Consider the following 25965-nt stretch of genomic DNA (forward strand, 5'->3'; position numbering starts at 1 on the left):
CGAGCAAAGACATTACCCGCGGTTCCACCCTTTTTGCTTTTCATCTAAACAAATCAGCTGTTACACTGATTTTCAAACCACTTCATTTTGATGATAACGGAATCACCGGACCGGATTGGGGTCACTCAGAGGTAGTTTTCGGATGGTTCCCGCTAAGGCAGTTCCAGCACCGGAAGCTCCGGCTGCCTCTCTCTGAAACGTTTCCACATCTTACTCGTCTCGTCAACGTATTTTCTTATTGATGAGTCAATTATAGCATTGTGTTTTAATTTGTCAAGCGTTCTTTTTTAATCATTTTTTACAAAAATGAATCAGAAATCTGTCGTACAACGCTTAACGATTTCACACGGCACAATGGTACGGTGTGAAACTTCTGTATTTCCCTCTAACACTTTTACAATGTTTTCCACCGCTATGTAACACTGCTGTTCAATCCGGCTGTCTACAGAAGTCAGTTCTGGCTCACAGCTTACAGAAAGCGGTGAGTTATTATATCCAACCACAGAAAGTTCTTCCGGTACCGAAATTCCTTTTACCTTTGCATACTTTAAAGCAGCAACAGCAAGCCCGTCTTCTACTGCAAATACACTGTCAAACTCCAGATTCTTATACGCAAGCATCAAATCTCTTGCATGATGGATTTCGTTTTTGGTACGGAACTTCAAATCTCCAAGCACCGGATAACCGGCATCGGAAAGCGCCCTTTCGTAGCCCTCCATCTTCTGCTTTGCACTGAAAGTCTCCGAATCATACAAAAATAAAATCCGTTTCTTTCCACGGCGAATCAATGCGCTGGTCACTTCATAAGCAGCAGAGAAATCATCTGCATTCGAACAATAAATATTTTCTCCCTCAATCCAGCTGTTAATCAAAAAGACCGGCGCCTGTTTCGACGCATTTTTAATATAAGCCGTCTCCTTTTCTTCTACTCCGTTTCCACCATAAGTAGAACCAACCATAACAAGCGCATCGATTCTCTTAGATAATAACAATTTTACATAATTTTCTTTTGCTTCTCTTGTGTGTCCACTGCATCCAAGAATACAGTCATATCCATATTCATGAAAATTTTGTTCCAGGTGAGAAATTGCTCTTGCCATGTAGTTATCCGCAATGTTTGGACACATAATTCCAATCGTTTTCATTGAATCAAGTCCAAGTCCTCTCGCAAATATATTTGGCGTATAGCCTTCTGCTTTTATCACATCCATTACTTTCTGTCTGGTCTTTTCACTGACTTTCTGGCTTCCGTTTACCACCCTTGAAACTGTTGCGATTGACACACCGGAAATTCTGGCTATATCGTAAATGTTAATGACTTTGTTTCCTCATCTTTCTATCATTCTGATTCTTTAAAGAGGCATGGATTTTCAGATTTAAAATCCATGCCTCTTTGCTGTAAAGCGGACATTTGCAATCCCCTTCGCAACTTGCTTATGAACGCAGTCGCTTTGCGACCTGTCAGTGAGAGCGAAAGGTTCTCACTGACATAAACATCCCCCTTACCCACTGTTTCGTGCCCCGTACATTTGAAACGGGAGAATGCTTATCTGCGTTCACAAAAAGTATCTCTATTAATAATAAGCCTGTTTTTCTTATAAGTCAAATCCAAAATAGCGAACCGCATTGTTATAAGAAATTCCCTTTACAATTTTCTCTAATGCTTTGTAGTCAGCCGGATATTCTCCGTTTTCTACCCATCCGCCGATTAAATTACACATAATTCTTCGAAAATATTCATGTCTTGTATAGGACAGGAAACTTCTTGAGTCCGTCAGCATACCGATGAAGTTGCTTAACAGACCTAAATTTGCAAGAGAAGTCATCTGTTCAATCATTCCTGTTTTATGGTCATTAAACCACCATGCACTACCCTGCTGAATTTTACCAATTGCACTGCTGTCCTGAAAACATCCTAAAATTGTTCCGATTGCTGCATTATCATTCGGATTTAAAGAATATAAAATCACTTTCGGCATCTTATCTGCTACATTTAAAGAATTTAAGAAATCTGCCGTTTCAGAACTTGGTGCATAGTTGTTGATGCAATCATATCCCGTATCCGGACCTAACTGCTTATAACGTGGTGTGTTGTTATCACGTTTGCATCCATAATGAAGCTGCATTACCCAGTCTCTGTTATAATATTCTTCTGCCATGAATTGTAAATATGCCGTCTTGAATTTTAATTCTTCTTCTTTTGTTACCGCTTCACCAGCAAGTCTCTTGACAAAAATTCTTTCGACTTCTGCATCATCTGCCGGAGCATACATAACATACTCGATACCATGGTCTGATACTTTACAGCCATTTGCCTGGAAATAATCCAGACGTTTTACAAGTGCTTCTTTTAAAGCCTTGAAGCTGTCGATTTTTACTTCACTTACTTCAGAAAGAGTTTTTACATAATCCAGATATTCCGGTTTTTCCAGATTCATTGCCTTGTCCGGTCTCCATGCCGGAAGTACCTGTACATCAAAACTGTCATCTTTTGCAATCATCTGATGCCATTTTAAATCATCTACCGGGTCATCTGTCGTGCAAATCAAAGTAACATTAGACTGCTTAATAATGTTACGAACAGACATGCTGTCCTCCTGCAGTTTTGCATTACACAAATTCCATACTTCTTCTGCGGTTTCTCCATTTAAATAGCCTTCATAACCGAAATATTTTCTAAGCTCTAAATGACTCCAGTGATACAGCGGATTTCCGATCGCCTTTTCCAGAGTTTCTGCCCATTTCTGAAATTTTTCACGGTCAGATGCACCACCGGTGATGTAATATTCATCTACTCCGTTAGAACGCATCTGACGCCATTTATAATGGTCACCACCAAGCCATACCTGTGTGATGTTTTCAAATTTTCTATCCTCAGCAATTTCCTGCGGATTGATATGACAGTGATAATCTAAAACCGGCACCTGACTTGCATATTCATGAAATAACTTCTGTGCGGTCGGAGTTTCAAGTAAAAAGTTTTCATCCATAAATGCTTTCATTGCAAAAGCCTCCTTAATAAAATTTCTTGCTTCACCACAGGGTAATCCTGCGGTACATAATAGATATCTTCTAAAGTTCCATTCATTACTTTTTTATCAATCAAATACTCCTGACATGCAATTTAGTCCAAATAAATCAACAATCTATTTTTTACTACACTTCATTATAGTCAATATAAAACATGATTGACCAAAAAACATGAACCAAGCTTCACATTCATTCAACTTGAACTTTACTAAGTAACTTCATCCATTGGAACATTTAATTAGCTATCTTTTCACAAGCAGACACTTTGGAGCGGCCGGTACTTAGAGGCTATGCCTCTTATGTACCGCTGCCAGCGACAAGTAGTTTGTACAGTGAAATTGTTAAGCAACTGTCATCCTGACTTGTCTAATTTTTCATCTACTGCGTTGTCGTCAATCGCCGTAGCTACTGCTACGCCTCATTCCTCCGCCTTGTATCTGAAGCAATTATTCTGCGTCAATATAACAGCACTTAACTTTCACTGTACTGCGTGCGCCTGCGTGAATGATAGCGCTTTCCCTTTATACATACCCCATCAGACTTGGCAGCCATAAACTAAGCTGTGGAATATAGGTTACTAATAATAATACAGCAAGTATCGCTGCAAAGTAAATAAGCAACTGCTTAAATACTGTCTCAATTTTTACATTTCCAACTTTTACACCGACAAATAACGTCGTTCCTACCGGCGGTGTAATTGTTCCGATACATAAGTTAAAGATTAACATAATACCAAAGTGAATGGTACTCATTCCAAGTGCACTGCAGACCGGAAGGAAGATTGGCGTGAAAATCAGACATGCCGGTGTCATATCCATGAATGTTCCAACTACAAGCAGAATAATATTAATCAGCAGGAAAATAATGTATTTATTATTTGTAATTGCAAGAAGTCCGCTTGATACTGCTTCCGGAATATTTGTAAATGCCATAACCCATGACATGATACTGGATACACCAATTAAAAAGATAATGATACCTGTCATTTCAGCACTCTCTTTGAATAATTTCGGGAGGTCTTTTAAGGTAATGGATTTATAAACAAACAGAGACAGGCAAAGGCTGTATACAACTGCTACAACAGAGCCTTCTGTTGCTGTAAAGATACCACCAATAATTCCACCGATTACAATAACTATCAAAAGCAGACATGGCAGAGCCTGTAAGATAACTTTTCCGGCTTCTTTTGCTGTAAATGTTGATTTTGCACGATATCCTTTTTTCTTTGCAATGATGTAAATTACAAGCATACATGCAAGACCCCATAAAATTCCGGGAATGTATCCTGCCATAAACAGGGCCGCTACGGATGTTCCACCACTTACTAAAGAATAAGTAATCATAACATTACTTGGCGGAATCAGAAGTCCTGTCGGTGCTGTCGCAATGTTTACCGCTGCGGAAAAGTTCGGGTCATATCCCTCTTCTTTTTCGATTGGTCCGATAATAGAACCCATAGCAGAAGCAGCTGCTGTACCAGAACCGGAAATTGCTCCAAAGAGCATGTTTGCGATAACATTTGTCTGAGCCAGTGCACCCGGAGTACGTCCAGTGATTAATTTTGCAAGGTTAATCAGACGGATGGCAATTCCACCTTTATTCATGATGTTTCCTGCAAGAATAAAAAACGGAATTGCTAATAAACTAAATACTGAAATTCCTGAAAAAATTCGCTGTGCACCGGTCAATACCGCAACGTCGATATCCATAACCGGAAGAATTGCACATACAGATGATACACCAAGTGCTACAGCAATCGGTACACCTGCAACTAACATAATGACCAGCAGAACCAAAATGATGATTCCTGATACAATTGCTATACTCATAAATCAGACTCCTCCTATTTTTCTTCAGCCACCGGCTGGTCTAAATTTCCCTTGCACAGTTCAATCATATTTAAAATTGCATAAATTACAATTACAATTCCACTAAGCGGAACAACTGTGTAAATGATTCCCATTGGAATTCCAAGAGAAGCTGTTTTCTGTGTCATTGTAAGTTTCATAATGGTAGAACCACCGTACACCATAACGCTCGCTGCAAAAATAAGAACAATTAATTCAATTACCAATTCTAAAACTTTTTTCTTTGTTCCGGTCAGCTTATCTGCCCAGAATCCCATTCTCATGTGGTCACGTTTTCCAAATACCAGTGCAGAAGAAAGCAATGCCATCCATGCAAAGCTATAAGTCAGAAGCTCTTCTGATACCGTACTCGGGGAATTAAAAACAAAACGTGTGACAATCTGGTAGGTTCCTACACATACCATAAAAGCAAAGAGAATGATACATAAGAAACTTAAGACTGCATTCATCCCATTTTTGATTTTCTTTACTGCTTCCATCGTACCCCTCCTACTCGTACTTTTTGTTAATTTCCTGAATATGGTCATACAGATCACGGATGTTTTCATTGCTTTCTAACATTTCTTCCTGTACACCTGCAACTTTATCTTTAAACTGCTGTACATCAACGTCGATAAATTCAACACCCATCTGATTCTGAGCAATGTCTTTTGCTTCCTGAACCTGAGTATCCCATTCTTCCATTTCTACTTCTGTAGAAAGACGTGCTGCTTCTTTAAAAACCTGGAATTCCTCATCACTTAAACTATTTAAGAATTTAAGATTTCCGATTAATAAATCCGGTACCATCTGATGTTTGTTGTAAGAATAATATTTTGCGACTTCACCGTGTTTGTTGTTTGTCAGCGCCAGCTCATTATTTTCCGCTCCGTCAATGACACCCTGCTGAATCGCTGTGTATACCTCACCAAAGCTCATCGGTGATGCTGCTGCTCCAAATGCATTTGCCATCTTAACACTTGCCGGACTCTGCTGTACACGAATCTTAAGTCCCTTTAAGTCATCCGGTGTATAGATTGGTTTCTTTGCATAGAAGCTTCTTGTTCCTGCATTGTACCATGTCAATACTCTAAAACCTGCATCATCCGTAGATTCATAAATCTTTTCCATGTAATCAGTATCGTTCATGGTTTCATGGTAAGCTTCTTCTGATGTAAATAAGTATGGCATACTGAAAATCTCATACACATCAGCAAATGTTTCGAGGTTTGCTGTTCCTGCCACTACAAAGTCAATCGCTCCGGTCTGTGTCAGTTCGATTGCTTTCTGTGCAGAACCTAAAATTTCATTTGGATAAATCTGGACTTCATATTTATCTCCCAGATTTTCCTCAACATATTCTTTGAACTTTAACAGTCCAAGATGTTCCGGATGTGTTTCAGACTGCGCATGAGAAATACGAATAATTCTCTTGCCACTTGAAACACCTGCAATAGAACCGCATCCTTGAGCACTCATAACCACGCACAGACAGACCAGGCAGACAAACAGTCTTCTTAATCTCTTCATAAGTTTCATTTTCCTTTCTTTTTTCTTTTTTTTTTCTTTTTTTTGCACGCATAGGTAAGCGTTTACATTTCATTTTGAATTATAAAACGCTTTCACCGAAATAGCAAACACTTTTCCGCAAATTTTTTCACAATCTTTCCCATCTATTTTTGTCTATTTCCCCTAAAATTATGCTTTTTTTAATGTTTCTCATCTTTTATATTGACTATTAAAGCGTTTCGTTGTATTTTTTATGTAAGCTCTTACAATTTTTAATGGAGGAATTTTCCAATGCAAAAATATTTAAAGATTCATTCCAATGATAATGTAGCAGTTGCTCTTGCTCCATTATCCAAAGGACTGGTTGTCGAACTCGGCAGTCAGACAGTGACTTTATCAGAAGATATCCCACAAGGACACAAATTTGCCTTAACAGATATCAAGACAGACGAACCTGTTATTAAATATGGTTCACAGATTGGTCTTGCAAAAGAAGACATCACAACCGGTTCCTGGATTCACACACACAATATCCGCACCGGTCTTGGCGACCTGCTTACTTACACTTATGAGCCGGTTCATCCGGAAGTCAAAAAAACCGAAGAACGTTTCTTTGATGGTTATAGAAGAAGCAACGGAAAAGTCGGTGTTCGTAATGAAATCTGGATTGTCCCAACCGTTGGCTGTGTCAACAATGTAGCAACTGCTATCGAACGACAGGCTCAGGTTTATAAAAAAGGAACCGTTGAAGAAATCGTTGCTTTCCCACACCCTTACGGATGTTCTCAAATGGGAGACGACCAGGAACATACAAGACAGATTCTTGCTGATTTAATCAATCATCCAAATGCTGGTGGTGTACTGGTACTTGGACTGGGCTGCGAAAACAGTAACATCGAAGAATTAAAAAAATACATCGGCGAATACGACGAAAAACGCGTTCGTTTTCTGGTTGCTCAGGAATGTGAAGATGAAATTTCCGATGCACTGGATGTAATTGCAGACCTTGCAGACTATGTAGGAAGTTTCAAACGAGAACCCATCAGCTGTAGCGAACTGGTTATCGGAATGAAATGCGGCGGAAGTGACGGACTTTCCGGAATCACTGCCAATCCAACTGTCGGTTCATTTTCCGACTTGTTAATTTCCAAAGGCGGAACAACTGTCTTAACAGAAGTTCCGGAAATGTTTGGAGCGGAAACCCTGCTTATGAATCGTTGTGAAAATGAAAAACTTTTTGATGAGACCGTGAACTTAATCAACGATTTTAAAAATTATTTTAAAAGCCACAATCAGACCATTTATGAAAACCCATCTCCTGGAAATAAAAAAGGGGGAATTTCCACTCTGGAAGATAAATCTCTTGGATGTACCCAGAAATCCGGAAGTGCTCCTGTAAAAGGTGTTCTTTCTTATGGAGACAGAGTCTGTACACACGGCTTAAATCTTTTAAGTGCTCCCGGAAACGATTTAGTTGCCTCCACTGCTCTTGCAGCTTCCGGTGCACACATCGTTTTATTTACCACAGGACGTGGCACTCCATTTGCAAGTCCGGTTCCAACTGTAAAGATTGCAACTAACTCTACACTTGCAAATAAAAAAAATAACTGGATTGATTTCAACTGTGGAACTTTAGTTGAAGGGGAAACCTTAGATTCTCTTTCTTCTAAACTCTTTGATTTTGTAATTGAAATCGCATCCGGAAAGAAATCCAAATCTGAAGAAGCCGGATTCCATGACATGGCAATCTTCAAACAGGGCGTCACCCTTTAATTTATAGTTTCCGAACTTAAATAAAATAATCAGAAGAAAAGAGAAGAAAAAGATGAAAAAATTATCCTATGAAACCCTTCATGAAATGAATTATGACGGGTATCTCTTAGAAGATGCCCCTGAACGTGTTCTTCAGTTTGGAGAGGGTAACTTTTTACGTGCCTTTACAGATGCATTTATTGATGTGATGAATGAAAAAGCAGGTTTTAACTCAAAAGTTGTCATCTGCAAACCAACTGCATCCCATTCTAAAGTAGCTGCCGCTCTCAATGAACAGGAAGGGCTTTATACTTTATATTTAAGAGGATTTCAAGATGGACAGAAAGTAAACAACAAGCGTATCCTTTCCTGTGTCAGCCGATGCATCAACCCTTATGACGATTTTGAAGCACTGCTTGCCTGTGCGGACAATGAAGCGTTACGTTTCGTAGTTTCTAATACAACAGAAGCAGGTATCGTTTATGATGCTTCCTGTCAGTTTACGGACGCTCCGGCTTCCAGCTACCCTGGAAAACTGACTCAGGTTTTATACCGTCGTTTCCAAAAATTCGGAAAAGAATCCGGAAAAGGTCTGATTATTCTTTCCTGCGAATTAATTGAAGATAACGGAAAAGCACTCAGAAAATGCGTCTTAAACTATGCAAAACAGTGGAAACTCGGAGAAGAGTTTATCAACTGGATTGAAGCTGAAAACCTTTTCTGTTCTACTTTAGTAGACCGTATCGTAACTGGATATCCGTCTGCCGAAGCAGAAACTTTAACTGCTGAAAACGGTTATGAAGATGCCATTTTAACAACCGGTGAAATTTTCGGATTCTGGGTAATCGAAGGACCAAAATCTTTAGAAAAAGAATTTCCGGCTAAAGCAGCAGGACTTCCGGTTCTTGTTACAGACAATCACAAACCTTACAAACAGCGCAAAGTCCGCATCTTAAACGGTGCTCATACTTCTTTCGTGCTTGGTGCATACCTCGCAGGACAGGATATCGTAAGAAACTGTATGGAAGATGAAGTGATCTGCAGCTTTATGAATCAGACTATCTATGACGAAATTATTCCGACTCTTGACCTTTCAAAAGAAGAATTAGAAGACTTTGCATCTGCCGTTACCGAACGTTTCAAAAATCCATTTATCGACCATGCACTGCTTGCAATTTCATTAAACTCTACTTCAAAATGGAGAGCACGTGTTATGCCTTCTTTAAAAGAGTATGTTACAAGAAGAGGAAGCCTTCCAGCATGCATCACTGCATCTTTCGCTTTCTATATTGCGTTCTACAATGGTCAGGAATTAACTGCAGACGGACTGAATGCATCCCGCAAAAGCGGTACTTACACTGTAAAAGACGATGCTGATGTCTTAGAATTTTTCTATTCACACAAAGATGATAGTGCAAAAGACCTGGTTCATGCAGTCTGCACAAATATCTCATTCTGGGGTGAAGATCTAAGCACAATCGATGGATTTGAACATGCAGTTACCACTTGTCTTGAAGAAATCCGTACCAAAGGTACTTACGAAGTGATGAAAGAAATCATCAAAAAATAAACAGTTATAGTTACTGTTCTCTCTATAAAAATTAATACATACAAACCTCTACAAAAAGGAAGAGACCTACTGATATCAATCAGCCTGTCTCTTCCTTTTTATATTTTTATATTTTTTCCGCCGGTATCTCTTTTACGTAAAGCGGACATTCGCAATCCGCTTTGCTACTTGCTCATGAACGCAGTCGCTTCGCGATCTGTCAGTGGGAGCTTTCAACTCTCACTGACAGAAGCATCCCCCCTCACCCGCCGCTTAGTGCTCTGCGCACTTGAAGCGGGGGAATGCTTATCTGCGTTCAACTGGTTTAAAATAGAAGTTCCAATCGTATCTTCCGGCATTTTCACGCCAAAGTTTTCTGCAACAGAAGCTCCGATCACCGCAAAAGTATCCTGATTTTCGATTGCTCCGCCCTCTTCCATTTTCTTAGAATAAGCAACAAACGGCACATACTCTCTCGTATGGTCTGTTCCCGTGTATGTTGGATCATTTCCGTGGTCTGCGGTCAGAATCAACAGGTCATCCTCTTTCATTTCGTTTAATAAATTTCCAAGTCCTTCGTCAAACTTTTCAATTTCATGTCCGTATCCTTCCGGATTTCTCCTATGCCCCCACAATGCGTCAAAGTCTACTAAATTTACAAAACAAAGTCCATGAAACTCTTCTTTACAGATTTCCACTGTCTGCTGCATGCCATGTACCGAACTTTCAGAATGATAGCTTTTTGTAATGCCTTCTCCACAGAAGATATCATTGATTTTTCCGACACCGATAACGTCAAATCCTGCATCTTTTAAAGCATTTAATGCGGTTTTTCCTGTTGGCTTTAAAGCATAATCATGACGATTACTGGTTCGTTTAAATTCGCCTTTTTTCTTTCCGACATAAGGTCTGGCAATGACTCTTCCGACTCTCCACTCATCCTTTAAGGTCAACTCCCTGGCAATTTCACAGCAATGATATAGATTCTGTAAATCAAAAGTTTCTTCATTTCCGCAAATCTGCAAGACAGAGTCTGCTGAAGTATATACAATCATTGCTCCTGTATTGATTTCTTCTTCTCCAAGTTCCTCGATGATTTCCGTTCCACTTGCACTCTTATTTCCGATGACACGCTTGTGGCATCTTTTTTCGAGTTCATCGATTAATTCCTTTGGAAATCCTGTTTCCGTAAAAGTTTTAAACGGTTTCGGAGTATAAATTCCCATCATTTCCCAGTGTCCGGTCATCGTATCTTTTCCGTTGCTGGCTTCGCCAATCCGCATATAACGTCCGATTGGTTTTTCGACACCTTCCATGTTTCCACCCTTATGCAGGTTTAACATTCCCAGTTTCTGAAGATTTGGAATATTCAATGTTCCCATCTTGTCTAAGATATGCCCGAAGGTATCTACACCTTTATCTCCAAATTTTTCAGAATCCGGCATTGCACCAATTCCAAGTGAATCCAAAACAATCACAAATACTCTCTTATAAGTTTCCATAACAATTCCTTTCTGTCTGCTCCGACACAAAACCATGTTAATATACCATATAATTTTTTACTATTTGTTATGCCAGATTGGCCGGTCCAAATCCCAGCGGAAGAAGTTCTTTTAACGTAAAGACATCATATTTGTCCTTGCTGACCGCCAGAATAATCTGAAATGTTTCAGGGTTGCAAAACTCCATCATAACCTGTCTGCACACACCACACGGTGCTGCATATTCAGTGAGCACCCCATCTTTTCCACCTACGATGCAGATTGCCTGAAATTCCTTTACTCCTTCACTGACTGCTTTAAAAAAGGCAGTGCGCTCTGCACAGTTTGTTGCGGTGTAACCGGCATTTTCGATGTTACATCCTGTGTAATAAGTTCCGTTTTTTGCCAGAAGTGCCGCTCCTACATGAAAGTTTGAGTATGGCGCATAGGAGTAATCTAACTGCCTGACTGCCAAATCAATCATTTCTTCAATCTGTTTTTTGTCCATGATTTTTTCCTGCCTTTCGTTTTTCCTATACTCTTGTAGTCTTTCCTACATTTTATTTTGCAAGAAATTTTCTGCGTCTTTGATGCCTTAACAGTTAATCTTACTGATTCTCTTTATCTGCACGAATCAATTCACGTATTGCCTGTACTGCCACCTGAATTGCTTTATCGGTATCATGTACCACCGGATTGTCCAATCCTAATTTTTCTCTTTCCTGATTTGCTATAACTAAGAAGCAAGAGCCCACTCGAACTTTTAAGTAACTTGCAACTACAAAAAGTGCTGCAGATTCCATCTCAGAAGCCAGACATCCTAAACGTTTCCATGCTTCCCATTTATTCATCAGTTCATAGCTGACCGGTTTCGTCTCCGGCTCATGCTGTCCGTAAAATGCGTCCTTACACTGTACCACACCTGTATGGAATTCACAGCCTTCTTTTTTTGCTCCTTCTACCAATGCGTTGATAACAGTTAAATCTGCGACTGCCGGAAATTCGATTGGAGCATATTCTTTGCTTGTTCCTTCCATACGGATTGCACCAGTTGCAATAACAATATCACCGCTCTTTACTTCTGTCTGCATTCCTCCACAAGTTCCGATTCGGACAAAGGTATCTGCTCCACAGCGGTATAATTCTTCCATTGCGATAGAGGCTGACGGTCCACCGATACCAGTGGAAGTTACACTTACTTTTACTCCATCTAATGTTCCGGTATAAGTTACATACTCTCTGTTGTCAGCTACAAGAACCGGATTTTCAAAATACTGTGCAATTTTTTTACAGCGCTTTGGGTCACCCGGTAGAATCACGTAACGTCCAACTTCGCCTTCTCCTACCTGAATATGATACTGTTTGCTTGCGTCCTCTGAATAATTTTTCATATGAAAACCCTCACTTTCATTTTTAATCCTGCTCTTTCTATCTCTTATCTTTCATTAATTGCTGAAGCTGAGCTTTAACAGCCTCGTCAATTCTCATTGTAAAATTCGTTGTTGCTATATTAGCACCCTTTTCTACCATCAGATTATACTTTTGCAATATTTTTGTCAATGCATTATATTTGCATTGCACATCTTTAAATTTTTAACCAAATTAAGCAAATTTCCAGCCACTTTTCCTATTTGGTACTTTTTTGGTACTTTCCTTGATTTTTTTATTTTCTCATGCTATACTAACAACCGCTGAAACCCCTGTTAACCAAGGTCTTTCGGGTTTTAGTAATCGTGTGTTCGTGACCTTCCACACGTAAAACAAAACTACAGGAGAAAAATATTATGAAAAATCAAAACTCAAAAGTGCTTTTCTTAGCACAGGCTGCCATGATTGCAGCTATCTATGTTGTACTGACTGTCCTTGGTGCTTCTCTCGCATTTGGCGAAGTACAGATTCGTTTTGCAGAAGCCCTCACTATCCTTCCGGTCTTTACTCCGGCGGCAATTCCAGGTTTATTTATCGGATGCCTTCTCGGAAATATTTTAGGCGGTGCGATTCTTCCGGATATTATCTTTGGAAGCATTGCAACTTTAATCGGAGCCGTTTTTACACGCATGCTTAGAAATAAAAGCAAATATCTTGCTCCGCTTCCACCAGTTGTTGCAAATACCATCATCGTACCATTCGTATTAAAATATGCTTATGCCGTACCACTTCCGATTCCATTTATGATGCTGACAGTCGGAGTTGGCGAAGTCATTTCCGCAGGTGTGATTGGACTGATTTTATACGAAGCACTTTATAAATATAAAACCGTCCTTTTTAAATCTATTGCTTAAATCTATTGCATAACAACAAATTCAAAAAAGCCACTGCTGAACAGTTCAAAACTGTGTTGCAGTGGTTTTTTTGTTCAAATATTCATTACGACTGGGCAGTTACAAGCCCACTACCTTTAGGTGGTGGGTAGTTGACAATGACGCAGAGTCTGCACGCTTAAGTGAAAAAGTTTTGCCATTTCACCAATCCGAAAGAGTTTCTTGTTATCCATTTTGTACTGCCACCAGTCGTTTTGTTTTCTTAAACCACAAAAATGCTCCAATGCAGATAAAAACAGAGCCTAAAAAACCAAAGGCTGTTGCAAGTCCCATCGGAAACAGAGTTGCCGGAAGTTAAATTATTTTCCATAACTGACAACTCCTTTCACAAAAAACATTAAACCCTACATCTATTGTAGAGTCAATATTTTTTCATGTACCTGCTGTTTTGTAAATTTCTTTTCTTGTGTATAAGTAAACTACATTTTATGACTCTCCGCTTTTTTAATTTAACTTTTCATACCACTTCTCCGTCTGACCATCTTCTTTACTGTTAATAAAAATCGTATATTTATCTGTCTTAATTTCGATAATTGGCGTTTCTTTTAACCAGACATACATCCGGCACGCTCCGCTCTTGCTTCCACGGAATTTTCCAAGCCACTGATTTCCATCTGCCGAGCCATTTGTGCGGACAAATTTTTCATCCGGTAGTTTTTCAATCAATTTTATCTCTTCTATTTCATCTTTATCAAATTCTGCCCCTGTATATCCTGAAGTAATTTTTACATGTTCGGCATCTATTTTTAGACGCACCGGAGTAAAATCCATCCTCACAAACATCACGCACATCCAGATAAATAATGACAACGTTCCAATTGTAATCACTGCCAGGAAAATTTTTCCACCTTTTCTTCCGATATTAAGACTGTAATTAGTACTGGAATAGCGATCCTGCACCCAGAAATGGAGATCTTCCGGATTCTCATACCAGCCTTTTCTCCAATAATAATCTTCATCTGGCACAGAAGCCTCTGCTAAACCTGCCGGATTTTGACCCCAGCCATTTTTTATTTTTATCTCATATAATTTTCTATGCGCCGAATACAGGCTTTTCATAGAACCAAAAATAAACTCAAAAAACCAGATACTCCAGACAATCATCAAAATTGAGGTATACCAAAAACCAAGAGGGCAGACCACACAGCCAAGCATTAAATTTAAAATATAAAAGTATCTGCTGTTTCTTTTATATTTCTGAGTCAGTTCTACAACTTCTGGTTGAGAAATTACTTCTTTTGGAAGATGTATTCCAAGTATCATTCCGCTTTGATACTTTGTTTTTCCACCATAAACTGCTGCCACAATTGCAACCATGATAAGGTCCGTAACCAGCATAATACCTACCAAAATCATCTAAAAACCCCCTTTTGCTTTTAATAATTCTAGTATATCTTATTTCTTAAGTAATGCAAATGAAAATTTCTTTACAAATAAAATCTGGAAAAAAAAGAAAATCTGGGTATAATAAAAACGTAACCTATATTATATCAATTTAAATCTAAAGGGGAAATGTATATGCCAGGAAATATACAAAATTTAATTAAACAATATGTAAATGAAATAAAGCAGATATACGGCACACATTTACGCCAAATTATTTTATATGGTTCTTACGCCAGAGGTGATTTTAGACCTGACTCAGATATTGATATTATGATTTTATTAGATTTATCAGATTTGGAACTTAAAGCATACAGTCAAAAACTCTCCTATATGACGTATGATTTTAATATGGATTATAATATTGATATAAAGCCAATTGCTAAAAGTGAAGCTCATTTTAACAAATGGATTGTAAATTATCCATTTTATTCTAATATTCATAGAGAAGGAGTCATTTTATATGGAGCAGCATAAACAAATACCGCCCGATATTTCCATATATCGGGCGGTGTCATAATTTATTTCAATACTCGAACCTTCTGAATCTTTCCATTCAGTGTATCTCCTAATCCATAAACCACATGACTTAAGACATACTGTCCATCATTGACAAAAATTTCAATTAAATTTTCTTCCACAAAAATATCCAGTTTTGCAGATTTCCCTACTTTCGGGGTCTGATTTTCCACATGATATCCTTCCATATCTGCAAATACACGTTCACGATTTCCTACAACTGCTCCATCTTCCAGACAAATTTCGTATCCACCGATTTCTAATTCTTCTCCTTCTGATAAAGTCGTTGTTATCCAAAGTGGCTGTTTTTCTTTTAATTTTAATACCACTTTGGTTAAATCTATTTCTTCAAAATTTTCTTTTACATTCGGATGCACATCAAATGTAACCTGTCCATTTTTGATTCCAACCACTCGTGGAAGGCACATCATTCCGATCCACTGTGTTCCATCTTTTGATTCTACCGGTTTTGGCATACGCATCCATGCAATCATCACTCTTCTTCCATCTTTATCCAGATTGCTCTGTGGCGCATAAAAATCACCGCCATAGTCCACCATCTGATACTCATCCGGTAAACTTAACTCCCCGGTTTTGACATCAAATTTTGCCAATGTACAGACAGACTGATTCGCATACTCCAAACCATCATTTTGAATTCCCATTGGAGAACCGACAAAAACATACTGCTCACGAATTTTAAATAAATCCGGACACTCCATCGTATGACCATAAGTCTCTTTCCGACACTGAGATTTATAATTCCAGTTTTCTCCATCTTCACTTTCAAAAATCAAAACTCTTGCCTGTTTTCCATGATAGGTGCTTCCAAGTACCATATAATACTTCTCGTCCTCTTTCCAGACCTTTGGGTCTCTGGTATCTCTGGCATCTGCAATTTCTTCATCCCGAATGACCGGAATAATCTGTTTTTTTCCGTTCCAGTTATCAAACTTTTCTCCGTCTTCTGAAATCAGCATTGCCTGACTTGTCTCAAACTGGTCATTTTTAGAAAGATGAATATTTTCTTCATCCTGTTCCAAATAGCGTACTGCTGAATAATAGAAATAAAGTTTCTCATCTTTTTCAATTGCACTTCCAGAAAAAACACCATTTCTGTCATAAGATTTTGTCGGAAATAATGCAATTTTCTTATGTTCCCAATGCACTAAATCTTCACTTACTGCATGACCCCAGTGCATTGTTCCCCATATTGGAGCATAAGGAAAATGCTGGTAAAATAAATGATACTTTCCTTTGTAATAAATAAAACCATTCGGGTCATTTATCCAGTTGACTGGGGATTTTAAATGTAATACGTCCTGTTTCATAAATTTTTTCCTTTCTACTATCTCTTCTTATTTTTTTTGTTATTTTTGTCACTTTTTTCAGTAAAGCGGACATTCGCAATCCGCTTCGCTACTTTCTCATGAACGCAGTCGCTTTGCGATCTGTCAGCGGGAGCTTTCAACTCCCATTGACATAAGCATCCCTCTCACCCGCCGCTTAGTGCTCCGCGCACTTGAAGCGGGGGAATGCTTATCTGCGTTCAAAGTAACCGGTTACTCTATAACTTGATATTAACTACTTACGTTACAAAAGTCAATAAAAATAAACAATAAAATGCCGAGGCGTTCCGCCCCGACATTTAAAGCATTTCATCTTTTATTTTTACTTATTAAAATCCAATTCCAAGTCCAATTAAATGCATAATCAGGGCACAAATCCATGCCACTGCACATTGCCAGAATACAACTCCAACCGCCCATTTTCCACCAAGTTCACGACGAATAGACGCGATTGCCGCTACACATGGCGTATACAGCAGACTAAATACCAGAAGAGACGCTGCGGAAAGTGGAGAAAGCACACCTGCGATTCCGCCTGCAAAGAGCACTTCTAAGGTTGATACCACACTTTCTTTTGCCATAAATCCACTGATTAATGCAGTACAGATTTTCCAGTCTCCAAGACCAACCGGTTTGAAAATCGGAACCAAAAATCCTGCTGCTATAGCAAGTATACTGTCTGCGGAATCTTTTACCATATTTAAATGTAAATCGAAACTCTGCAAGAACCAAACTACAATTGTTGCAAGCAGAATAACCGAAAATGCTCTTTGTAAGAAATCTTTCGCTTTTTCCCATAAAAGCTGTCCTACATTCTTTGCTCCCGGCAGACGATAGTTTGGAAGCTCCATTACAAACGGTACCGGTTCGCCTTTAAATAACGTATTTTTATAAAGACAGGCAGCCAGAATTCCAACCAAAATGCCAAGCAAGTATAAACCTGCCATAATGAGTCCGCCCTGTTTTGGGAAAAATACACTTACAAAAAATGCATAAATCGGAAGTTTTGCCGTACAGCTCATAAATGGTGTTAAAAGAATCGTCATTTTACGGTCACGTTCACTTGTCAATGTTCTCGTTGCCATAACTGCCGGAACGGTACATCCGAAACCAATCAGCATTGGCACGATACTTCGTCCGGAAAGACCGATTTTCCTTAACAACTTATCCATAACAAAAGCAACACGTGCAATGTATCCGCTGTCCTCCATCAAAGATAAAAAGAAAAATAAAGTTACAATAATCGGAAGGAAACTTAATACACTTCCAACACCGTTAAAAATGCCATCTATTACAAGGCTATGCACTGCACTGTTTACATGCGCCGCAGTCATTGCTGAGCCCACTGCTTCTGAAATCTTATCAATGCCAAATTCCAAAATGCCCTGAAGCCATGCTCCGATTACATTAAAGGTCAGATAGAAGACTAATACCATAATTCCGATAAAGCATGGAATTGCAGTATATTTTCCGGTCAAAATCTTATCAATCTTTTCACTTCGAATACGTTCTTTGCTCTCTTTTGGTTTTACAACTGTCTTCTCACACAGTCGTTCAATAAAGTCAAACCGCATATCTGCAATTGCCGCACTTCGATCGAGTCCTCGCTCGTTCTCCATCTGCTGTACAATATGTTCGAGCATTTCCATTTCATTTTCATCTAATTTCAGCTGTTCCAGAATCAGATTGTCACCTTCGATTGCTTTTGTTGCAGCAAATCGTACTGGAATTTCGGCTTTTTGTGCATGGTCCTCAATTAAATGAATCACCGCATGAATACAACGGTGCACTGCACCATCATGGTCATTTTTATCACAAAAATCCTGACGAAGCGGACGTTCCTGATACTTTGCAATATGAATCGCATGTTCGACTAATTCACTGACCCCTTCATTTTTTGCTGCCGAAATCGGAATGACCGGAACTCCAAGCAGAGCTTCCATTTCATTTACATCAATGGAACCCTGATTTCCAAGAACTTCATCCATCATATTTAAGGCAACGACCATCGGCACATCCATCTCAAGTAACTGCATCGTTAAATACAGATTTCTATGGATATTTGTCGCATCCACAATGTTAATAATTGCTTTCGGCTTTTCATTTAATACAAAATTTCGTGAAACAATTTCCTCACTGCTATATGGAGACATCGAGTAAATTCCAGGAAGATCTGTCACATCTGTATTGGAATACCCCTTAATTGAACCATCTTTTCTATCAACCGTAACTCCCGGGAAATTTCCAACATGCTGATTCGAACCGGTCAACTGATTAAATAAAGTTGTTTTTCCACAGTTCTGATTTCCTACTAATGCATAGGTCAATGCAGTTCCTTCCGGAAGAGGATTTTCACTTTCTTTAGAATGATACTTTCCATCTTCACCAAGCCCCGGATGTTCCGATGGTTTTAAATACTCTTTTCCTTCGTGTGCACGGCTTCTCTTTTTAATCGGCTCAATCTCAATCTGGTCTGCCTCCGCCAGACGAAGTGTCAGTTCATATCCATGAACCTGAAGTTCCATCGGGTCGCCCATCGGTGCAAGTTTTACAACTGTGACTTCTGCTCCCGGAATCATTCCCATATCAAGAAAATGCTGACGAAGTGCTCCCGAACCACCAACGGTTTTAATGGCAGCACTCTTTCCGATTTCAAGTTCTTTGAGTGTCATTCTCTGATCTCCCTTCTCTTATGTTTTTTGTTCTTTTATTTCTTTACTTTGTAGTTTATCTTTCAGTAGAAGATATTTTGGATTTTTTAACAGGCTTTTTCAGCCTGTTTTATTTACAAACCATTGTTTTTCTAAACCGCAATACTTTCTCAGAAAGCTTAAGGAGCTGCTCTCCATCTGTCTCACCCAGCTGTTCCATCAATGCTCTATGATTCGCAACCATATCCGCATACAATTCCCTGCTGTAATTTTCGCCACTTTTTGTAAGGCAAACTTCATACTTTCTCTTATCTTCCCTTTGCTGAATTCTTAGAATATACCCTTTTCGTTCCAGCTCTTTTAAAATATTTGCAATTCTTCCGGTCGACATCTGCAGTTCATTTGTCAAATCTCCAACCAGAATATGGTCATTTTCTTTATATAGATAAATCAGAATCCGGTCTTGTCCAAACGCTGATGCCCTATCCAAAAACGCTGAAATTTCTTTTGAATACTTGAGCTGCATATCGGTAAATTCCAATGCAAGTACATCCAAAGACATCCGCGTGTTCCTCCTATTTCCTCTTCTACCTAAAGATAGTTTATTCTAACTAATAGAATTTGTCAAGAGTGTTAAAAAAGATTACCAGGTTTTCATCTGCTAATCTTTTTTACATATTATTTTTACTACCTATAACTCACCTCACTTATTAACTCTCCCTGACTTCGTATCCACATTTTAATTCCATCTCCAAACACTTCTGCCTCAATTATCGCCCCATCTTCATTTTCCTGTAAGACTCTGGATGTTGGAATCCGATCCAATACTTCTTCAACAGATTTGCCATTGTATTTAAATCTTACTTTCTGAAGTGGACCATTTTGCATAAATTGAACTCTCTTACGAAATTCTCCTTCTTCAAATCGTTCTGCATAAGGAACCTGAAATCTTTCCTCTAATACTTTCAAATTTTTTATTTTATCCAAACGGTAAATTACTAAAAGAGAATCCTCAACACGTTTAAATTTCTCTCTTTCCAGCTCTGGAGTTGCAAATGAAATCATATAAAAATAATATTCAGAAAATAAAATAGCCGCCGGTTTCACCTTTCGTATTATCGTTTTTTCATTCTTCGTTTTCTCATACTCAATTTCTATATAATGCTGGTCATGAATTGCTTGTCCAATTTCCCACATATTATCAACAAAAATGACTTTATGTCGTGGTTCTACATAATGAAATTCCTCATTAGAAATTAATTCTGTAATTAATTTTTGGTTCTCTAATGGAATACAAGTTTTTATCAGCTTTCTTAAAATCTCGGACATCTCTTTTTGGGTTAAACAACGGCTTGCTAACAGAATTTTACAGATGACAAACATTTCTTTACTATTTAATTTTTTATCATAAATATGCTCTAAATAATAACCTTTTCTTTTATAATCATATAAAACATTATTATAAACACTTTCCTCATTATCTGTTTTTGCCAGATAACTGCGTATATTATCTATATCTCTTTGAATACTCCTGTTTACTACCCCATACTTTTCTGCTTCTTTCTGCTTATTTACAGTTATTCCATCCAGCAGTTTTGTATAAATTCCTAAAACTCTTTCTACTTTCTCTTTATCTCTTATCTCTTTTTCCATTTAACGTTCCTCCTCTTAATAATTCTCTCTGGATTTGTTAAAATGTTTTTGGTATATTTTTTATAGATATTCGCAAGTAAATTTTCTTTGTTATTTGATAATTTTATCTTATCACAACGATATTTTTCTTCGTTCAAAAAAACCTACAATACCCTGGGAGGAACTTATGGCAAAAAACACTCATACTTTTCAAAATGAAATCAAACATTATAATAAAATCCGTAATATTCTTCGGTACTTATACTTATATGATATTTCGTCTTTAGATGAGTTTTTGGAAAAAAAACTGATTAATAGCACCAGTTCTTTTTATCATACCTGTCTACGGATTAAAAACTATATTAATAGTGAATACTTACAAGAACCAAAAGTTATCGAAACGGCTTCTGGTAAAAAATTTCATCTAATCTATGACCCATTTCGCTGTCCTGTAAATTATCTCGCTGAAACTTATCAAAATTGCTCTTATGTTATTGATGATATTATTTTCTATTTCTGTCTTATGCAGACCTTTATTGATGCAGATGATAAGAATCCTTACGAACATTTTGATTATAAACTTCCTGCTGATAAAATTGATTCCGTTGAATTTAATGGTAATATTTCTGTTGCTGACTTATTTACAATTATCCCTAATATTTATAACTCTAATTTAACGATTTTAAAAAAATCAAACCAACTGCTTCCTGATTTTAAATACAATGACAAGTTATTTACGCCTCCACAAATCCGTGCACGTTTGACCGAACTTACTGACATTGGTATTCTTATAAAAACAAATTCTTCTAAAGAAATCAGATATCATTTATCTTCTGATATCTTTTTAAACCTGACCGCAGATGAACTTTACGACCTTCAGTTAATGACTCAGTTTTTTTATAATAGTACTTTTTTAACGATACCCGGTTTTTATCTTTCATCTACACTTGAAGCCTATTCAAATTCTATTTTTCTTAAAGAAAAAGTGAATTTTTTTTACAAACAAAAAAATCCGGTCTTCTTTTATAAAAATCATCGCCTGCAAACCGTAATTGATGATGATGTAACCTGGACGATTTTAACTGCGATACACAAAAAAGAAGTACTACAATATTCTTATAAAACTCAAGACTCCGAAGAACTATTATTTCATTCGCTTCCAATAAAACTGGTAATTGATAAGCAATACGGGCGTCAGTACTTTTTTGGTTACAGTTATGATGAAAAAAATTTTTTTATGGCCAAAATTTCATCTATTATTGATATTCAAATTGATAAAAAGTTTAATGTGACTAGAAAATATGAATGTTTTAAATTAGAACAATCAGATGAAACTCCTGATACTTTAGACAGCTTGTATACTCAGACTTATAAGGAACAGACAAAAAATATCTGGAATGTTGCACTAAATGATACAACCTCTATTGTAACGATACATTTTTCTTTTCCAACAGAAAACTATAAAAAATGGTCGAACTATTTAATTTCAACCAAACGTCATGGGACAATAACGAAACTTGAGAACGGACAAATTGATTTTACTGTCGAAGTTCAAGATGAATGCGAGTTAATTCCCTGGATACGAAGCTTCGGTGCTTATGCAGTAGTTGATTCCGAAACGAATCCTTTTCTCGCACAAAAATTAAAATTCGACTGGAAAGAGGCTTTAAAACAATATGAAACTATTTAATAAATATAAGAATAAAAATTTTATGTATCTCACAAATTACATTAACAGCTGTATCTCTAATGAAGAACTGGCACTGACTCCAGAGGAACTGGAATATCAATTATTAGGAACTTCTCAAAGCACCTTTGAAGAATTTATTCATGCTGTTTTAAATCAATCTGTTTTTCCAAATCATAATGCAGGACTTCTATATAAAGATGACCAGAACAAGCTGCAACCCATTAGAGAAGTTCCTATTCCAGTTCGGGCAAGCATTGCAGAAAAAGCCTGGCTTTACTATGTACTTCAAACCAGTAACTCCGATTTATTTTTGAATTCAGAGTTAAAGCAAAAACTTCTTGACGCCTTATTGAAAGATATAAGTTTTAAAGATTATCCCCTCCAGCAACATTATATAGATATACGAGAGTTTTCTACAGAAAGCTGCCTGGATATTACTCCACAATTTATTACCCATTTTCAAACAATTGTCCAGGCAGTCCAACAGCATCGGCAGCTCACTGTTACCAATCACAGTGAATCCGGTAAAATTTACTCTAACGAAATTGTATATCCCTATAAAATTGAATATTCACCACAATTTAATTTATTTTGCCTCTCATGCTATCCAATTAGTGCCAAACGCCCCGTTAAAATAATTCTCTCAAATCTATCTTCTGTTTCAATTGGAACTGTCATTCCGAATTATGATGAATTTATTATAGATTTTGAAAAACAACTTTCTAATATTAAATTAACACATCCAATTCAGTTAGAAATTTTAAACCAGAGAGAAGCTTATGACCGGTGTACTTATCTTTTTTCCTCTTATGACACTTATTGTTATGAACAAAATAATAAACTCACTATGACTATCTACTATTATCATTTTCAAGAAGAAGAAATTTTTCGCAATATTCTCTTTCTAGGGCATTATGTAAAAGTAATTTCACCACAAACCGTTGTTGAAAAAATTATTCAAATCATTCGTTCCGCTTATGAAAATTATCCAAAATAAAAATACCGCCCTCCAAAAGTCAAATTTTTAGTCTAACTTTTTGGGGGCGGTACAGTATCTAATATTTGAGATGCTTTTTAATTTCAATCTTTTTCTTATTCCCAATTTTCCTCTAACAGAAAATCAATTCTGCCGAACTACTCTACATCTCCTACCGATAACTCACCTCACTTATCAACTCTCCCTGGCTCCGTATCCACATCTTAATCCCTTCTCCAAACACTTCTGCCTCAATCATATATCCGCTTTCATCCTCATGCAGAATCCTTGCAGTCGGCAGGCGGTCAAGCACCGCTTCAACAGAAATTCCACTGTATTTAAAGCGTACTTTCTGCAGTGGTCCGCCATACATAAACTGAATCCGTTTCCGAAATTCTCCTTCTTCAAATCGGTCTTTGTATGGAATGTTGAATTTTTCTTTTGAAATTTTCAAAGAATGGATTCGGTCCATTCGATAAATCGTCGTAAAAGAATCATTTAAGATATTAAAATCTTCCCGCACCTTTTTATCGTCAATAAATGCCGTCAGATAAAAATAATACTCCGAAAACATAATCGCAACCGGTTTGAGTTTTCTTGTTACTGTTTCTTTTCCTTTCATCTTTTTGTATTCGATTTCTATGTACTGATGTTCTCGAATTGCCTGCCCGATATTCCACATTTTATCGATAAATACTGTTTTATGCTGTGGCTCTATGTAATGAAATTCTTCATTTAAAATTAAATCTTTAATTACTCTTTGATTCTCAAGTGGAACGCAACATTCGATTAATTTATCCAGAATATCTGTCATCTCTCTTTTTGTCATCGAACGGCTTTCTAAAAGGATTTTACAGATTGCAAGTATTTCACTGCTTTTTAATTTTACTTTGTAAATATGTTCCAGACAGTACCCTTTTTTTCTGTAATCATAGTTAACTAAATCATATACTCCGCTTTTATTATCGGTTCGTCTTAAATATTCCCGAATTGAATCAATGTCTCTTTGAATGCTTCGCTTTGCCACTCCATACCTCTCTGCCTCTTCTTCTTTGTTGATAACCGCTCCATTTAACAGTCTGGTATAGATTTCTAAAACTCTGATAATTTTACCTTCATTCTTATCTTCGTTTCTGGTTTTGTTTTTCTCTTTACTTTCGTTTTTCTCTTTCATATATGGCTTTCCTCCATCGTTTGATTCAATCATAGCATTTGATATGGACACGTTCCGTCCATCCTTTTTATTGTTTAAAAATTTTTTCCTTTTATAATTTTCTAAGAAAAGCCACTCCTCTTGCTATCTCTTAGTATACCTTTTTTGCTCTTTTTCACAATATTCCGCCCTGCATTTTCGGCTATTTTTTCTCTTTTTTCTTTTTATTTTCTTTATCTGTCGTTCTATTAAGGACATCCTCTGTCACTCTCCCTAACAAAGGGGCATAAAAGCAGAGAAAGTCTACATTTTTCAAATCAAAAGAAGAATATAACACAAGAATACACTTTTCGATTTCTTCTGTTGCTTCCCGCATTGCCATCTCTCCTTTTGCAGTTTCCCATATAATTTTTAAATGTTCTACCGATACGCAGGCTATTCTGGTAAGCCACTCTGTTGAAAGCTGTGAAAATTGATATGGAAGAAGCTGTTCTTTCCCTGCGGTCTTTAATGCTTCTGCAATGACGTTTTTTAATTCACTATTTTTATTTGTATTTATCTCCTGTTCAAACCAGCTTTTTGCCAGGTTTTCTAAAAACTGTGAATTTTTCAGCCACTCATCCTTTTGATTCCAAAACATAAGCTGACATTTGGCTTCTCTTGCTAATTCCAGTGCAACTTCTTTCGTATTATAACTATTCCACTTTGTTTTGCATTTTCTTACGGTTTTCTTCCGCTCAATATTAGTTCTATCTATTTCTTCTGTTTCAAACAGCAGTTTGCTCATTGTTCTGTTTGATTCAGCCAGTTTTTGATTCATCTCCAAAAGAATATTTCCAAAATAATCAATAGAAAGTCCTTTCGCTTTATCCTGTAATTTTTCCAGAAACCACGATTCTTTTGTGATTCCTGCTCTCATGCTTCGATTAAAATCTTCTAATTCTTTTTCATAAAGTTCTACAGAATCTGCAATCTTTTTTGAATTTTCATTTCTCCCTTCGAGAAATTCCTGAAAAATCTCTTCTATTTTTTCCAGTGTTTCTTCTGTCATTTTCTCTTCTGTAATTTCTAATTGTTCTCCTTTTCGATATTCTTTTGCAGATTTTGTCCCATTCATTCAAAT

General features: G+C 37.3%; 20 protein-coding genes and 1 pseudogene. 6 read left to right on the forward strand and 15 right to left on the reverse strand.

Going from position 1 to position 25965, the window contains the following annotated elements:
• Window positions 1–311: 311 nt before the first annotated feature.
• The 5 genes from ACYQ2D_RS06390 to ACYQ2D_RS06410 all read right to left on the reverse strand — a co-directional run bounded on the left by ACYQ2D_RS06390 (window position 312) and on the right by ACYQ2D_RS06410 (window position 6407).
• The gene (locus tag ACYQ2D_RS06390) at window positions 312–1316 is read right to left on the reverse strand and encodes a LacI family DNA-binding transcriptional regulator (protein WP_187558339.1); all 1005 of its coding nucleotides are present in this window, start codon (window positions 1314–1316) and stop codon (window positions 312–314) included.
• Between the two features lie 279 nt (window positions 1317–1595).
• Window positions 1596–3002, reverse strand: a complete 1407-nt coding sequence (gene uxaC, locus ACYQ2D_RS06395) for a glucuronate isomerase (RefSeq protein ID WP_187558340.1) — start codon at window positions 3000–3002, stop codon at window positions 1596–1598.
• A 549-nt stretch (window positions 3003–3551) separates the two neighbouring features.
• Window positions 3552–4859: a TRAP transporter large permease gene (locus ACYQ2D_RS06400; RefSeq protein ID WP_118701054.1), complete on the reverse strand. Its 1308-nt coding sequence runs from the start codon at window positions 4857–4859 to the stop codon at window positions 3552–3554.
• A 14-nt stretch (window positions 4860–4873) separates the two neighbouring features.
• Window positions 4874–5377 (reverse strand): TRAP transporter small permease, encoded by a 504-nt coding sequence (locus tag ACYQ2D_RS06405; RefSeq protein WP_022304102.1) that lies wholly within the window; start codon window positions 5375–5377, stop codon window positions 4874–4876.
• Between the two features lie 10 nt (window positions 5378–5387).
• A complete protein-coding gene (locus ACYQ2D_RS06410; protein WP_022304103.1) occupies window positions 5388–6407 on the reverse strand; it encodes a TRAP transporter substrate-binding protein in 1020 nt (339 codons plus the stop codon).
• A 270-nt stretch (window positions 6408–6677) separates the two neighbouring features.
• Here ACYQ2D_RS06410 and ACYQ2D_RS06415 point away from each other — a divergent pair, with 270 nt between their 5' ends.
• A complete protein-coding gene (locus ACYQ2D_RS06415) occupies window positions 6678–8159 on the forward strand; it encodes a UxaA family hydrolase (protein ID WP_187558253.1) in 1482 nt (493 codons plus the stop codon).
• A gap of 52 nt (window positions 8160–8211) precedes the next feature.
• The gene (locus ACYQ2D_RS06420; protein ID WP_459784933.1) at window positions 8212–9708 is read left to right on the forward strand and encodes a tagaturonate reductase; all 1497 of its coding nucleotides are present in this window, start codon (window positions 8212–8214) and stop codon (window positions 9706–9708) included.
• Window positions 9709–10004: 296 nt separating this feature from the next.
• Here the strand turns inward: ACYQ2D_RS06420 and ACYQ2D_RS06425 are convergent.
• The 3 genes and pseudogenes from ACYQ2D_RS06425 to udp form a co-directional block, all read right to left on the reverse strand.
• Window positions 10005–11189, reverse strand: a pseudogene (locus tag ACYQ2D_RS06425) (phosphopentomutase); the annotation flags it as partial.
• Window positions 11190–11256: 67 nt separating this feature from the next.
• The gene (locus ACYQ2D_RS06430; protein WP_487247154.1) at window positions 11257–11679 is read right to left on the reverse strand and encodes a cytidine deaminase; all 423 of its coding nucleotides are present in this window, start codon (window positions 11677–11679) and stop codon (window positions 11257–11259) included.
• Between the two features lie 97 nt (window positions 11680–11776).
• Window positions 11777–12559: a uridine phosphorylase gene (gene udp / locus ACYQ2D_RS06435; protein WP_117455161.1), complete on the reverse strand. Its 783-nt coding sequence runs from the start codon at window positions 12557–12559 to the stop codon at window positions 11777–11779.
• A gap of 393 nt (window positions 12560–12952) precedes the next feature.
• Between udp and ACYQ2D_RS06440 the strand changes: the two genes are divergently transcribed.
• Entirely contained in the window at window positions 12953–13450 is a 498-nt protein-coding gene (locus ACYQ2D_RS06440) for a QueT transporter family protein (protein WP_022304611.1), read from the forward strand.
• Window positions 13451–13933: 483 nt separating this feature from the next.
• Here the strand turns inward: ACYQ2D_RS06440 and ACYQ2D_RS06445 are convergent, their stop codons facing one another.
• Window positions 13934–14845 carry a PH domain-containing protein gene (locus ACYQ2D_RS06445; protein WP_117455159.1) on the reverse strand — a complete coding sequence of 304 codons (912 nt, stop codon included), beginning with the start codon at window positions 14843–14845 and terminating at the stop codon, window positions 13934–13936.
• A 162-nt stretch (window positions 14846–15007) separates the two neighbouring features.
• On the opposite strand from ACYQ2D_RS06445, the gene ACYQ2D_RS06450 reads away from it, so the two are divergent.
• Window positions 15008–15349 carry a nucleotidyltransferase domain-containing protein gene (locus ACYQ2D_RS06450; protein WP_117455157.1) on the forward strand — a complete coding sequence of 114 codons (342 nt, stop codon included), beginning with the start codon at window positions 15008–15010 and terminating at the stop codon, window positions 15347–15349.
• 44 nt (window positions 15350–15393) lie between these two features.
• Here ACYQ2D_RS06450 and ACYQ2D_RS06455 read toward each other — a convergent pair whose 3' ends face one another.
• The 4 genes from ACYQ2D_RS06455 to ACYQ2D_RS06470 form a co-directional block, all read right to left on the reverse strand.
• Complete coding sequence (locus ACYQ2D_RS06455) at window positions 15394–16722, reverse strand: glycoside hydrolase family 32 protein (RefSeq protein WP_459784937.1); 1329 nt, start codon at window positions 16720–16722, stop codon at window positions 15394–15396.
• Window positions 16723–17069: 347 nt separating this feature from the next.
• Window positions 17070–19412, reverse strand: a complete 2343-nt coding sequence (feoB, locus tag ACYQ2D_RS06460; RefSeq protein ID WP_459784939.1) for a ferrous iron transport protein B — start codon at window positions 19410–19412, stop codon at window positions 17070–17072.
• Window positions 19413–19521: 109 nt separating this feature from the next.
• Window positions 19522–19953, reverse strand: coding sequence for a MarR family winged helix-turn-helix transcriptional regulator (locus ACYQ2D_RS06465; RefSeq protein WP_022304618.1), 432 nt, complete (start codon window positions 19951–19953; stop codon window positions 19522–19524).
• A 125-nt stretch (window positions 19954–20078) separates the two neighbouring features.
• Complete coding sequence (locus ACYQ2D_RS06470) at window positions 20079–21044, reverse strand: helix-turn-helix transcriptional regulator (RefSeq protein WP_459784940.1); 966 nt, start codon at window positions 21042–21044, stop codon at window positions 20079–20081.
• 166 nt (window positions 21045–21210) lie between these two features.
• On the opposite strand from ACYQ2D_RS06470, the gene ACYQ2D_RS06475 reads away from it, so the two are divergent.
• Both ACYQ2D_RS06475 and ACYQ2D_RS06480 read left to right on the forward strand, forming a co-directional pair.
• Window positions 21211–22713, forward strand: coding sequence for a WYL domain-containing protein (locus ACYQ2D_RS06475; RefSeq protein ID WP_117455150.1), 1503 nt, complete (start codon window positions 21211–21213; stop codon window positions 22711–22713).
• Window positions 22700–23710, forward strand: coding sequence for a WYL domain-containing protein (locus ACYQ2D_RS06480; protein ID WP_117455148.1), 1011 nt, complete (start codon window positions 22700–22702; stop codon window positions 23708–23710). The genes ACYQ2D_RS06475 and ACYQ2D_RS06480 overlap by 14 nt, the downstream gene beginning before the upstream one ends.
• A gap of 151 nt (window positions 23711–23861) precedes the next feature.
• Here ACYQ2D_RS06480 and ACYQ2D_RS06485 read toward each other — a convergent pair whose 3' ends face one another.
• Both ACYQ2D_RS06485 and ACYQ2D_RS06490 read right to left on the reverse strand, forming a co-directional pair.
• On the reverse strand, window positions 23862–24863 hold the full coding sequence (locus ACYQ2D_RS06485) for a helix-turn-helix transcriptional regulator (RefSeq protein WP_459785314.1): 1002 nt from the start codon (window positions 24861–24863) through the stop codon (window positions 23862–23864).
• Between the two features lie 181 nt (window positions 24864–25044).
• Window positions 25045–25959 carry a hypothetical protein gene (locus ACYQ2D_RS06490; protein ID WP_459784942.1) on the reverse strand — a complete coding sequence of 305 codons (915 nt, stop codon included), beginning with the start codon at window positions 25957–25959 and terminating at the stop codon, window positions 25045–25047.
• Window positions 25960–25965 lie beyond the last annotated feature (6 nt).

The sequence above is a fragment of the Blautia stercoris genome (assembly GCF_054657695.1).